Genomic DNA, 13,375 nt, shown 5'->3' with positions numbered 1-13,375 from the left:
CCGCCCGCCGACAAAACTGGCGGAAAAACGACATGGTAGTGCGGATGGCGTCGGCGTCTTCACCGCGGCGCGGCCACGGCCACCGGTCGGTGATCCGCCCGATGGCCGTGGGTCGGGAAGGCTACGGACCCGGAGGGGTTCCGACGCAAACGCCGCCCGCGCAGGCGCCTGCGCCGCCGGGTCCGGCGGAAGCCCCGGCGCCCGGCACACCCGCACTCGCCCCACCGGGCCCGGCGCCGGCGCCGGAACCACCCGGTCCGGCGGTCGTGGCGCCACCAGGTCCGGTCTCGGGACCGCCGCCCGGTCCGGCCGGAGTCGTCGCCGCCGGTGCCGTCGTGGTGACGCTGGCGGACGTCGTAACCGTGGTGGTGACCGTCGAAGTCGTCGGATTCTTGTTGTTGTTGCTCGAGCCGCATCCGGCGGTCAATGAACTCAAGGCGATTGCCGCGGCGATACCCACGGCGACGGAAACACGGCGGGCAGTCCCACTACCGGTCATGTCAACACCAATCTCTCGAGGGGGCGATGTCCTTAATCCCGTTACCCACTCGGGCCTGAAATCAATCGCATCAGGCCGGCGGGTCGACGGGCGTGGCAAGCCGGGTGGGGTGGTCGTGCCCGCGGAGAGTCACGGTCTCGCCCAAAGACCAACGGGCGCGCTCCTTCTCGCTCACACCGTCGAGCGCGTCGGCCGCCGCAAGCAGCAGGCCCGGGTATGACTTAGCGAGCTCGCACAGGCGGGCGGCCTCGTTGACCGGACCGCCGATCACGGTGTACTCGAAGCGTTCCCTGGCACCGACGTTCCCGGCCACCACCCGCCCCGCCGCCACGCCGATACCGGCCTGACACTCCGAGATTTCGTTGTTCAGCCGCTCCGCAATCGCGCGCGCGGCGGCCAGGGCTTGCTCTTCGGGGCGATCCAGATGATTGGGCGCGCCGAACACGGCCAGCGTCGCATCACCCTCAAACTTGTTGACCAGCCCGCAGTGTCGGTCCACTTCCTCGACGACTATGCCGAAGAAGTGGTTGAGCAACTGGACGATCTCCGCCGCCGGCCGGCTCGTCACCAGCTTGGTCGACCCCACGATGTCGATGAATACGACCGCCACATGCCGTTCTTCGCCGCCCAGCTTCGGTCGCTCGCGTTCGGCGGCCAGGGCGACCTCGCGTCCGACGTGGCGGCCGAAAAGGTCGCGAACCCGTTCGCGCTCGCGCAGCCCATCGACCATCGCGTTGAAACCGCGTTGTAGCTCACCGAGTTCGGTGCCGTCGAAAACGACGAGATCGCCGCGCAGATCGCCGCGCTCGACGCGGCGCAACGCCGCGCGGACCACGCGCACCGGAGTTGCGGTGAGCCAGGCCAGGATCCACATCAGGAGGCAACCGAAGATCACCGTGGCCATCGACACGATCAACACACCGACCGCGAACTCGGTCTCGGTCAGATTTCGCATCAGGGCTTGGAAGCCCGCGAGAAAGGCGATGCCGAGGACGGGCAGGCCCGAACCGAGAAACCAGACCACCATGGTCCGGCCCATGATCCCGGCCGACAGCCGCCGTGGCGGTGGTCCCGCCTCCAGTGCCTGGGCGGCGACGGGGCGCAGGGCGAACTCGGCGATTAGATAGCTGGCGGTGGCCACCAAGACGCCGCAGATGCTCACCGCGATGAGGAACCGCGGGATGAATAGTTTGTTGACCAGGCCGTAGAGCGTCGTGTACACCACCGCCCCGACACCCCACAGGATGAGGTCGAAGCGGGCGATCCGCCACGGGGCCAGGAAGGTGTTGCGCTCGTCTTCGGCGTTCGGTGAGCGCTCCTCGATCGCCCAGCGCAACGAGAGCACGGTCCGGCGGGTGATCCAATAGGTGCCCACCGCCAGGGCCAACGCGATGTAGGCCGGTGAGACCCCGAACGTAATCCAGGCCGGCGCGTCGTGGAAGATGCTCGGCTGCGGAACGGCGACTATCACCAACAGCAGCCCGACCGCGATGCCGATCAGGTTGGCACCCAAGACCAGCACGGTCAGGATTACCTGAATGCGGATGCGGCGACGTCGCTGGCTTTCGGTGACCCGTCCCAGCAGCAGGGAGCCGTACGCCGGGGTCTCCGGTAGCCGGCCGCTCTGACGGGTGACCGTCTCGAGCACCCGGCCGATGCGTTTTGCCAAGCTCTCGGTGGCCGACATGGTGGCGTCAGCCTAATTTGTCGGCCACGCTCTAAGGTGAGTCGGGTGCGTCTAGTGATCGCCCAGTGCACTGTTGATTACATCGGCCGGCTCACCGCGCATCTTCCGTCGGCCCGCCGGTTGTTGCTGTTCAAGGCCGACGGATCGGTCAGCGTGCACGCCGATGACCGCGCTTACAAGCCGCTGAATTGGATGAGTCCACCTTGCTGGCTCACCGAGGAGCCCGGCGATCAGGTGCCCGTGTGGGTTGTGCAGAACAAGGCCGGCGAACAGCTGCGGATCACCGTCGAGGAGGTCGAGCACGACTCCAGCCACGATCTGGGCATCGACCCCGGGCTGGTCAAAGACGGCGTCGAGGCCCACTTGCAGGCGTTGCTCGCCGAGCACGTGCAACTGCTCGGCGAGGGCTACACGCTGGTTCGTCGTGAATACATGACCGCCATCGGGCCCGTCGACCTGCTCTGCCGTGACGAACAAGGCGGTTCCGTCGCGGTGGAAATCAAGCGACGAGGCGAGATCGACGGCGTCGAGCAGCTCACCCGCTACCTCGAGCTGCTCAATCGCGACAGCGTGCTCGCGCCGGTGAAGGGGGTGTTCGCCGCCCAGCAGATCAAGCCGCAGGCGCGCACGCTGGCCACTGACCGCGGGATCCGTTGCATCACCTTGGATTACGACAAGATGCGCGGGATGGACAGCGACGAATACCGGCTGTTCTGAACCCCGCTAGGCTGGTCGCATGGCTCGGCGCCGCACAACGCCACGTCGGCAGCGGCCGTCGCTGCCGCCGCCACCGCTGCTGCGCCGGGTGGAGATCGGGCCCGACGGCCACGAGTACGAGGTCCGGCCCGTCGCGGCGGACCGTGCGGTCAAGACGTACCGCTGTCCCGGTTGTGACCACGAAATACGTGCCGGCACGGCGCATCTGGTGGTGTGGCCGACCGATTCGACGCTCGGGGGAGGCCCGGGACTTGTCGAGGATCGGCGACATTGGCATTCCCCGTGCTGGAGCCACCGCGCCACGCGGGGCCCGACCCGGAAGTGGTCGTGATCGATAGGACTCAGGCGGCCGGTTCGACCAGCTCGATGAGAACTCCGCCGGCGTCCTTGGGGTGGATGAAGTTGATCCGCGAGTTTGCCGTGCCGCGGCGCGGCGCCTCGTAGACGAGGCGGATGCCCTGGGAGCGCAGATGCTCGATCACGCTGTCGAGGTCGCTCACGCGAACCGCCATCTGCTGGATGCCGGGCCCGCGCTTGTCGAGGAACTTCGCGATGGTCGAGGAGTCGTCGAACGGGGCCATCAGCTGGATCTGCGCGGTACCGGCCGGGGCGCCGCGCACGGCCAGCATGGCCTCGCGGATTCCCTGCTCCTCGTTGACTTCCTCGTGCACCACGTTCATGCCGAGGTGGTCGTGATACCAGGCGATTGCCGCATCCAGGTCGGCGACTGCGAGGCCGACGTGATCGATCGCCGTCACCAGGCCGGTGGCCAGGATCTGACGGGCGTCAACTTGATCGGTCGTCATCACATAAAGGTAACCTGGCGGCAAAGATTGCGCTTCTCCGGGAGGCCGAACCGGCCGTCCACGGACCCCTAGGAGGTTTTCATGACGACGTCGGTGATCGTTGCTGGAGCGCGCACGCCGATCGGTAAGTTAATGGGTTCGCTGAAGGATTTTTCGGCCAGCGACCTGGGTGCCATCGCGATCGCCGGCGCACTGGAGAAGGCCAACGTGCCCGCCTCGGTGGTCGAGTACGTGATCATGGGCCAGGTGCTGACGGCCGGGGCCGGCCAGATGCCCGCGCGCCAGGCGGCCGTTGCGGCCGGTATCGGCTGGGACGTTCCGGCGCTCACCATCAACAAGATGTGCCTGTCCGGGATCGACGCCATCGCGCTCGCTGACCAGCTCATTCGCGCCGGAGAGTTCGACGTGGTGGTGGCCGGGGGGCAAGAGTCCATGACCAAGGCGCCCCATTTGCTGATGGACAGCCGGGCCGGCTACAAGTACGGCGACGTCACCGTCCTCGATCACATGGCCTACGACGGTCTGCACGACGTGTTCACCGACCAGCCCATGGGCGCGCTCACCGAGCAGCGCAACGACGTGGACAACTTCACCCGCCAGGAGCAGGACGAGTTCGCTGCGCAGTCGCATCAGAAGGCGGCCGCGGCGTGGAAGGACGGCGTCTTCGCCGACGAAGTCGTGCCGGTCAACATCCCACAGCGCAAGGGTGATTCGCTGCAGTTCACCGAGGACGAGGGCATTCGCGCCAACACCACCGCGGAGTCCCTCGCCGGCCTCAAACCGGCCTTCCGCCGCGATGGCACCATCACCGCCGGCTCGGCCTCTCAGATATCCGACGGCGCAGCCGCGGTGGTGGTGATGAATAAGGCCAAGGCGCAGGAGCTGGGGCTGACCTGGCTGGTCGAAATCGGCGCCCACGGTGTCGTGGCCGGACCGGATTCCACCTTGCAGTCGCAGCCCGCCAACGCGATCAAGAAAGCGCTCAGCCGCGAGGGCATCTCCGTCGACCAGCTGGACGTCGTGGAAATCAACGAGGCGTTCGCGGCGGTCGCGCTGGCTTCGACCCGCGAACTCGGCGTGGACCCCGAGATCGTCAACGTCAACGGCGGTGCGATCGCCGTCGGGCATCCCATCGGCATGTCGGGCGCCCGGATCACGCTGCATGTGGCGCTGGAACTGGCCCGCCGCGGCTCCGGCTACGGGGTCGCGGCCCTGTGCGGCGCGGGTGGGCAAGGCGACGCGCTGATTCTTCGGGCAAAGTAGTCAACCGGCGCGGTGGCGCCTCTGCCGACGTTGCTGGCTTAACACGTACGGGAATTTTTGTGATCTTCGTCATATGCCCCGGTCGGGGCCCTTTCTTTCGCGACCCCGGCCCGGCACAGCGTCGCCCGGGCGCCTTCGCCACCGGGTGGATAGGCCACCGATGCGCATGACAAACTTGACGACGTGACGCGTCCGCGACCCTCGATAGGCCCGGCGATGGCCGGTGCGGTCGACTTGTCCGGTCTCAAGCAGCGGGCCCAGCAACAGCCGCCCGCCGGCGGTACTGGCGCCGGCGCGACGCCGGCCGCCGAGGGCAGCCCCGGAGTTTCCGCGATCACCGAGGCCAATTTCGAAACAGAAGTCCTGCTCCGGTCCGAGGAAGTGCCGGTCGTGGTGCTGCTGTGGTCGCCGCGCAGCGATGCGTGTGTCCAGCTCCTCGACATCCTGTCCGGCCTGGCCGCCGAGGACAACGGCAAGTGGTCCCTGGCGACGGTCAACGTCGACGTGGCGCCCAGGGTGGCCCAGATATTCGGTGTCGATGCGGTGCCGACGGTGGTGGCTCTGGCCGCGGGCCAGCCGCTGTCCAGCTTCCAGGGGATGCAGCCGCCCGACCAGTTACGGGGCTGGGTGGACCAGCTTCTCTCCGCGACAGCCGGAAAGCTCAAGGGCCCAAGCGGTTCCGCGGACTCCGACGAGGTCGACCCCGAGCTGGCCGCGGCCCGCGAACAGCTCGAAACGGGTGATTTCGAGGCGGCCAGAGGCTCGTATCAGGCGATACTGGACGCCAATCCGGGCAGCGTCGAAGCCAAGGGTGCGATCCGGCAGATCGACTTCCTCACGCGCGCAACCGCCCACCCGCCGGACGCCATCGCGGCTGCGGACGCGGCACCGAGCGACATCGATGCGGCCTTCGCCGCCGCCGACGTGCAAATCCTGAATCAGGATGTGAGCGGGGCCTTCAATCGCCTGATTGCCTTGGTGCGCAACACGTCCGGGGACGAGCGCACCCGTGTGCGCACCCGGTTGATCGAGCTCTTCGAGCTCTTCGATCCCGCCGATCCCGAGGTCGTCGCCGGGCGGCGCAACCTCGCCAACGCGCTTTACTGAAGGCCTACTCGGGCTCGAGCCACAGGGCCGAATTGGGCGGCAGCACCAACACCGCCGATGCGGGTCGGCCGTGCCACGGCTCCTCGGTCGCATCGACACCGCCCATGTTGCCGATGCCGGTGCCGTTGTACGCCGTGGCGTCGGTGTTGAGCACCTCGCGCCAGCGGCCGGCGGACGGCAGTCCGAGCCGGTAGCCGCTGTGCTCACTCCCCGCGAAGTTGAAGATGCAGGCCATGACCGAGCCGTCACTGCCGTACCTGAGGAAACTCAAGACGTTGTTGGCCGAGTCGTTGGCGTCGATCCAGGAGTAACCGTCGGGGACGGTGTCCTGGCTCCACAGCGCGGGGCGGTTGCGGTAGATGTCGTTGATGTCGCGCACCAGCCGCAGGACGCCGTTCGAGAAGCCTTGCTCGTCGAGCTGCCACCAATCCAGGCCGCGTTCTTCGGACCACTCGGCGCGCTGGCCGAATTCCTGCCCCATGAACAGCAATTGCTTGCCGGGATGCGCCCACTGATAGGCGAGCAGGCTGCGCAGCCCGGCGGCCTTGACGTGGTTGTTGCCCGGCATCCGCCCCCACAGCGTGCCTTTGCCGTGCACCACCTCGTCGTGGCTGATCGGCAGCACATAGTTCTCGCTGAACGCGTAGAGCATCGAGAACGTCATCTCGTGGTGGTGGTAATTACGGTAGATCGGGTCACGGCTGATGTAGTCGAGCGTGTCGTGCATCCAGCCCATATTCCACTTCATCGAAAAGCCCAAGCCGCCAAGGTTGGTCGGGCGTGTGACGCCGGGCCAGGACGTCGACTCTTCGGCGATGGTGACGATGCCCGGTGCCGACTTGTGCACCGTGGCGTTCATTTCCTGCAGGAACTGCACCGCCTCCAGGTTCTCCCGCCCGCCGTAGACGTTCGGCGTCCAGCCGCCCTCGGGACGCGAATAATCCAGATACAGCATGGAGGCAACGGCGTCGACCCGTAATCCGTCGACATGGTATTCCTCGAGCCAATACAACGCGTTGGCCACCAAGAAGTTACGCACCTCCGCGCGCCCGAAGTCGAAAACGTAGGTGCCCCAGTCGAGTTGCTCGCCACGCTTGGGATCGGCGTGTTCGTAGAGCGCGGTGCCATCGAACCGTCCCAGCGCCCAGGCGTCCTTCGGGAAGTGCGCCGGCACCCAGTCCACGATGACGCCGATGCCGGCCTGGTGCAGCGCATCGACCAACGCCCGGAATTCGTCGGGCGTGCCGAACCGCGATGTCGGCGCGTAGTACGACGTCACCTGGTAACCCCACGACCCGGCGAACGGGTGCTCGGCGACCGGGAGCAGTTCGACGTGGGTGAACCCGTGCTCCACCACGTAGTTGGTCAGCTCCTCGGCCAGCTGCCGGTATCCGAGCCCGGGGCGCCACGAGCCGAGGTGAACCTCGTAGGTGCTCATCGGCTCGAACACCGGATTGCGCTGGGCGCGCTGTTCCATCCAGTCGGCGTCCTGCCAGGTGTATTCGCTGCGCGTCACGCGGGACGCAGTGTGCGGCGGCACTTCCGTGGCGAAGGCCATCGGGTCGGCCCGGTCGGTCACGACGCCGTCGGCGCCGTGCACGCGGAACTTGTACAGCCCCTGGGCCGGGAAGTCGGGCCAGAACAGCTCCCACACCCCGGAAGAGCCGAGCGAGCGCATCGGGGCATCGCTGCCCGTCCAGCCGTTGAATTCGCCGATCAGGCTGACGCCCTTGGCGTTGGGAGCCCACACCGCGAACGAAACCCCGTTCACGACGCCGTCGGCCGTGGTGAACGAGCGGGGATGCGCGCCAAGGACTTCCCAGAGTCGCTCGTGGCGGCCCTCGCCGAAGAGGAAGAGGTCGACCTCGCCCAGGGTGGGCAGGAAGCGGTAGGCGTCGGCGACCGTGTAAGAGTCGGAACCCTCGTATTTCACCTGCAGCCGATAGTCGATCAGGTTGACGAAGGGGAGTGCCACGGCGAACAGGCCGGACTCGATGTGCTCCAACGGGAACCGGTCGTCACCGACGAGCGCGACGACCTCGACCGCGTGCGGGCGGAACGCCCGGATGACGGTGTGGTCGGAGTACTCGTGGGCGCCCAGGATGCCGTGCGGGTTGTGATGCGTGCCGGACAGCAGGCGCGATAGGTCGGCCGGGTCGGGCGCGAGGTGCGTCCTGGCGAGTTGGTCCGCTTGGCTCATGTCACAATCCCTCCGGTCCTTTTGGTGGCCTACGGAGCAGCGTCATTCGGGACTCACGCGGGATGAGCGGCATGTTAATGACATGCGCGACCGCTCGCGCAGGGTCGATGCGAATGTAGTTTGCTTGCCCCCATTGGAATTCCTGGCCGGTGATTTCATCGCGCACCCAGAAACGCTCATAGGGCTCCATACCCAAAGCCGCCATATCCAAAAACAGCGTGGCTTCCTCGGCGCCGAACGCGTTGAGCGTCACCACCACCACCACACAGTCACCGGTGGCCGGGTCGAACTTGCTGTAGGCAAGCAGCGCACCGTTGTCCACCGCGTGGAAATGGATGGTGCGCAACTGTTGCAGCGCGGGATGCAGCCGGCGAATGGAATTGAGCTGCGTGATGAACGGCTCGAGCGACCGCCCTTCGGCCACCGCGCCCGCGAAATCGCGGGGGCGCAGTTCGTACTTCTCGGAGTTCAGATACTCCTCGCTGCCCTCCCGCACCGCGCGGTGCTCGAACAGCTCGTAACCCGAATACACGCCCCAGGCCGGGCCCATGGTCGCCGCCAGCACCGCGCGGATCGCGAACATGCCGGGCCCGTTGTGCTGCAGGATGGCGTGCAGGATGTCGGGTGTGTTCACGAACAGGTTCGGGCGCCGGAAGTCCGCGGCGGCGGCGATGGCGTCGCCGAACTCGGTGAGCTCGTGTTTGGCCGTGCGCCAGGTGAAATAGCTGTAGGACTGCGTGAACCCGAGCTTGGCCAGGCCGTACTGGCGGGCCGGCGGCGTGAAGGCCTCCGAGAGGAACAGCACGTCGGGGTCGATGCTCTTCGCCTGAGCGATGAGCCATGCCCAGAAGTTCGGCGGCTTGGTGTGTGGGTTGTCGACCCGAAAGAACTTGACGCCGTGGTCCATCCAGTACCGGACGACGCGCAGCACTTCGTCGTAGAGGCCCGCCGGGTCGTTGTCGAAGTTGAGCGGATAGATGTCCTGATATTTCTTGGGGGGGTTCTCCGCGTAGGCGATGGTGCCGTCGGGCAGTTCGGTGAACCACTCACGGTGATCGCGCGCCCAGGGATGGTCCGGGGCGCACTGCAACGCGAGGTCAAGCGACACCTCCATGCCCAGATCGCGCGCCGCGGCGACGAAGGCGTCGAAGTCCTCGATGGTCCCCAGGTCCGGGTGGACCGCGTCGTGGCCGCCCTCGTCGCTGCCGATTGCCCACGGAGAACCGACGTCTCCGGGAGCGGCGGTGGGAGAGTTGTTGCGGCCCTTGCGATGCACCTTGCCGATCGGATGGATGGGCGGCAGGTAAACCACGTCGAATCCCATTGCCGCGATGCGCGGAAGCTGGTCGGCCGCCGTGGCGAACGTGCCGTGCACGGGCTTGCCCTCGGCGTCCCAACCGCCGGTCGAGCGGGGAAACATCTCGTACCAGGAGCCGAACCGGGCCAGCGGCCGGTCCACCCAAACTCCGTACTGGTCGCCGCGGGTGACCAGATCGCGCAACGGATACTCGGCCAGGATCTGGTCGATCTCCGGCCCCAGGGCCAACGCGGTGCGGGTGATCGGGTCCCCGGGATTCCGCAACGCCGTGGCGGCCGCCAACAGTGGGTCGCGCCGCGCGCGCGGCACCCCCGTGGCGGCGCGCTCGAACAGCGCGGCCCCGACCAAGAGGTCGTTGGACAGTTCCCTCTCGCCCTGGCCGGCCTCGAGCTTGGCGACCACGCCGTGCCGCCAGGAGTGGATGGGGTCACCCCAGCCGTCGACCCTGAAGGTCCACAGGCCGACCCTGTCGGGCGTGAATTGCCCGTGGAAGACGTAGGGCTCGACGCCCAGCGTCATCGGCAGCAGCAGCGGTTTGATCCGTTGCTGGTCCACCGCTCCGTCGACCTCGGTTACGGGCTTTGCGGGAGCCTGAACCGCTTTGATTCGGCGGGTCTCGGACACCTGCGGATAACGCGGCCCCAGGTAGCGCACGACCAGCGTCGCCGCGACTGCCTCGTGGCCTTCTCGCCATACCGCCGCACTGACCGGGACGGTCTCACCGACCACGGCCTTGGCGGGATACGCGCCGCAGGAGACGACGGGTTGGACGTTATCGATCTCGACACGACCAGGCACAACACTCCGTTCCGATTTGTCAGCTCCGCTTCGGCCCGGTTCGCGGACCGCATCGTCGCCGGCGGGTTCCGACTAGCCGACTCCTCCTCGGTCCGCTTTCTCGGACCGCATCGTCTTCGACTGGTTCCGATTGTGTGCGGCCAAACCGCGGTGTGTCCGTCGCGGAATGCCTCTCGTCTGGCGAAACTTCTGTCGTGCGGAACTTCCTTTGCGGGGAAGCACCATTGCGGCCCCAATAACTAACCGATACCCACCCTAGTGTCCGGTCACACCCCCGGCGGGGAAAGCGGCTTCTACCGACGCCGTGCGCGGGACGAAATCCTCAGTAAGGTAAGGATGCGTGAAAGCCCTCCGCCGCTTTACCGTCCGCGCTCATCTTCCCGAACGGCTGGCCGCGCTGGATCAGCTGTCGACCAACTTGCGATGGTCATGGGATAAGCCGACCCATGACTTGTTCGCAACCATCGACGGCGGCCTGTGGGAGCGGTGCGGCTCCGACCCCGTTGCGTTGCTGGGCGCGGTGAATCCGGCACGACTCGATGAGCTGGCGCTCGACGAGGCGTTCCTCGGCCGGCTCGATCAGTTGGCCGCCGACCTGAACGATTACCTGACCCGTCCGCTGTGGTACCAGCAGCAGCAAGCCGACGGCGTGGCGATGCCGACGGCCATCGCCTACTTCTCGATGGAGTTCGGCGTCGCCGAGGTGCTGCCCAATTACTCGGGCGGTTTGGGCATCCTCGCCGGGGACCACTTGAAGTCGGCCTCCGACCTGGGGGTGCCGCTGGTGGCGGTGGGCCTTTATTACCGGTCCGGTTATTTCCGCCAGTCGCTGACCGCGGACGGCTGGCAAAACGAGACCTACCCGTCGCTGGACCCGCAGGGGCTGCCCTTGCGGCTACTCACCGATGCCGTCGGCGATCCCGTCCTGGTCGAGCTGACGCTTCCCGACGCCGCTCAGCTGCACGCACGGATCTGGGTCGCCCAGGTGGGCCGCGTGCCGCTGCTCCTGCTCGATTCCGATGTCCCCGAGAACGAGCATGAGCTCCGCGGCATCACCGACCGGCTGTACGGCGGTGACCAGGAACACCGGATGAGACAGGAGTTGCTGGCCGGGATCGGCGGGGTGCGGGCGATCCGCGCGTTCATCGCCATCCAGGGGCTACCCGCACCCGAGGTGTTCCACATGAACGAGGGGCACGCGGGGTTCCTTGGAGCGGAGCGCATCCGCGAGTTGATGACCGATGCCGGATTGGACTTCGACACCGCGCTGACCGTCGTGCGATCCAGCACCGTGTTCACCACCCATACCCCGGTGCCCGCCGGTATCGACCGGTTCCCGCTGGACATGGTGCGGCTCTACTTCGACGGCCACGTCGAGGACGACCCCGCGAAGAAGAAAGCCGGTGGCAAGAATGCGCCCGCGTTGTTGCCGGGCGTACCGACCGCCCGGATTCTGGCGCTCGGCGCCGAGGACGATCCGACCAAATTCAACATGGCGCACATGGGTCTGCGGCTGGCCCAGCGGGCCAACGGAGTCTCGCTGCTGCACGGCGAGGTGAGCCGGGCCATGTTCAACGAGCTGTGGCCCGGGTTCGACGCGGACGAGGTGCCGATCGGGTCGATCACCAACGGGGTTCACGCGCGGACCTGGGCGGCGCCGCAATGGTTGCAGTTGGGACGTGAGCTGGCCGGGTCGGATTCGTTCGGCGATCCCGGCGTCTGGCTGCGACTGAACCAGGTTGATGCGGGCCATCTCTGGTGGATCCGCTCACAGTTGCGGTCGCTGCTGGTCGACGACGTCCGGCGGCGGCTGCGCAAATCCTGGCTGGAACGCGGCGCATCGGACGCCGAATTGGGCTGGATAGCAACGGCATTCGATCCGAATGTGCTCACCATCGGGTTCGCCCGGCGGGTACCCACGTACAAGCGGCTGACGCTGATGCTGCGCGACCCGGCGCGGCTCGAACGCCTGCTGCTCGATGAGGACAGGCCGATTCAGCTAATAGTCGCCGGGAAGTCTCACCCGGCCGACGACGGCGGCAAGGCGTTGATTCAGCAAGTCGTGCGCTTCGCCGACCGGCCCGAGGTGCGCCACCGCATCGCGTTTTTGCCCGACTACGACATGTCCATGGCCCGGCACCTGTACTGGGGCTGCGACGTCTGGCTGAACAACCCGCTGCGGCCGCTGGAGGCCTGCGGCACCTCCGGGATGAAGAGCGCGCTCAACGGTGGACTGAACCTCTCTATCCGCGATGGCTGGTGGGACGAGTGGTACGACGGCGAAAACGGTTGGGAGATACCGTCTGCCGACGGCGTGGCCGACGAGGGCCGCCGGGACGACCTGGAGGCCAGCGCGCTCTACGACCTGCTGGAGCAGGCCGTGGCACCCAAGTTCTACGAACGAGACGAACAAGGTGTGCCGCCGCGGTGGATCGAGATGGTGCGGCACACACTGCAGACGCTCGGCCCGAAGGTGCTGGCCTCGCGCATGGTGCGCGACTACGTGCAGCAGTACTACACGCATGCGGCGCAGTCGCTGCGCAGGACCGTCGGGCCCGCCGAGGACGGTACGGACGGCGGGCAGTTCGGCGCGGCCCGCGAGGTCGCCGCCTACCGTCGGCGCGCCGAAGAGGCCTGGCCCAAGATCACCATCACCGATGTGGACAGCACCGGGCTGCCGGACACCCCGGTGCTCGGCTCCAAGCTGACCCTGACCGCGACCGTGGCGTTGGACGGTCTGGCGCCCGACGAGGTCACGGTCCAAGGGGTCGTGGGCCGGGTGGACGCCAGCGACGCGCTGCTGGACCCGGTCACCGTCGAGATGTCGTACACCGGGACCGCCGAGGGCGGCAACCAGGTGTTCTCGACGACGCTGTCGTTACCGCTGGCCGGCGCGGTCGGCTACACGGTGCGCGTGCTGCCCCACCACCCCATGCTGGCCGCCAGCACCGAGCTGGGTCTGGTCACGCTGGCCCGCTGA

General features: G+C 67.2%; 9 protein-coding genes. 5 read left to right on the top strand and 4 right to left on the bottom strand.

Annotation, left to right across the window (positions count from 1 at the left end):
• Positions 1-569: 569 nt before the first annotated feature.
• On the bottom strand, positions 570-2,186 hold the full coding sequence (locus A5678_RS01490) for an adenylate/guanylate cyclase domain-containing protein (RefSeq protein ID WP_068037329.1): 1,617 nt from the start codon (positions 2,184-2,186) through the stop codon (positions 570-572).
• Positions 2,187-2,231: 45 nt separating this feature from the next.
• On the opposite strand from A5678_RS01490, the gene nucS reads away from it, so the two are divergent.
• The gene (nucS, locus tag A5678_RS01485; RefSeq protein WP_068037327.1) at positions 2,232-2,903 is read left to right on the top strand and encodes an endonuclease NucS; all 672 of its coding nucleotides are present in this window, start codon (positions 2,232-2,234) and stop codon (positions 2,901-2,903) included.
• 19 nt (positions 2,904-2,922) lie between these two features.
• Positions 2,923-3,234 carry a hypothetical protein gene (locus A5678_RS26245; RefSeq protein ID WP_082945325.1) on the top strand — a complete coding sequence of 104 codons (312 nt, stop codon included), beginning with the start codon at positions 2,923-2,925 and terminating at the stop codon, positions 3,232-3,234.
• 10 nt (positions 3,235-3,244) lie between these two features.
• On the opposite strand, the gene mce is transcribed toward A5678_RS26245, so the two are convergent.
• Positions 3,245-3,712 carry a methylmalonyl-CoA epimerase gene (gene mce, locus A5678_RS01480; protein ID WP_197502002.1) on the bottom strand — a complete coding sequence of 156 codons (468 nt, stop codon included), beginning with the start codon at positions 3,710-3,712 and terminating at the stop codon, positions 3,245-3,247.
• Positions 3,713-3,790: 78 nt separating this feature from the next.
• On the opposite strand from mce, the gene A5678_RS01475 reads away from it, so the two are divergent.
• Positions 3,791-4,972: an acetyl-CoA C-acetyltransferase gene (locus A5678_RS01475; RefSeq protein WP_068037321.1), complete on the top strand. Its 1,182-nt coding sequence runs from the start codon at positions 3,791-3,793 to the stop codon at positions 4,970-4,972.
• Positions 4,973-5,155: 183 nt separating this feature from the next.
• Positions 5,156-6,079 carry a tetratricopeptide repeat protein gene (locus tag A5678_RS01470; RefSeq protein ID WP_068037318.1) on the top strand — a complete coding sequence of 308 codons (924 nt, stop codon included), beginning with the start codon at positions 5,156-5,158 and terminating at the stop codon, positions 6,077-6,079.
• Positions 6,080-6,083: 4 nt separating this feature from the next.
• Here the strand turns inward: A5678_RS01470 and glgB are convergent, their stop codons facing one another.
• Together glgB and A5678_RS01460 are read right to left on the bottom strand one after the other, a co-directional pair.
• A complete protein-coding gene (gene glgB, locus A5678_RS01465) occupies positions 6,084-8,279 on the bottom strand; it encodes a 1,4-alpha-glucan branching protein GlgB (RefSeq protein WP_068037315.1) in 2,196 nt (731 codons plus the stop codon).
• A gap of 1 nt (position 8,280) precedes the next feature.
• On the bottom strand, positions 8,281-10,395 hold the full coding sequence (locus tag A5678_RS01460) for an alpha-1,4-glucan--maltose-1-phosphate maltosyltransferase (RefSeq protein ID WP_068037312.1): 2,115 nt from the start codon (positions 10,393-10,395) through the stop codon (positions 8,281-8,283).
• Positions 10,396-10,735: 340 nt separating this feature from the next.
• Here A5678_RS01460 and glgP point away from each other — a divergent pair, with 340 nt between their 5' ends.
• Positions 10,736-13,375, top strand: coding sequence for an alpha-glucan family phosphorylase (gene glgP / locus A5678_RS01455; RefSeq protein WP_068037309.1), 2,640 nt, complete (start codon positions 10,736-10,738; stop codon positions 13,373-13,375).

The sequence above is a fragment of the Mycobacterium sp. E2733 genome (assembly GCF_001667585.1).
Lineage (GTDB): Bacteria > Actinomycetota > Actinomycetes > Mycobacteriales > Mycobacteriaceae > Mycobacterium.
Note: the sequence above shows the minus strand (reverse complement) of the source record. Positions and strands in the feature narration are given on the sequence as shown.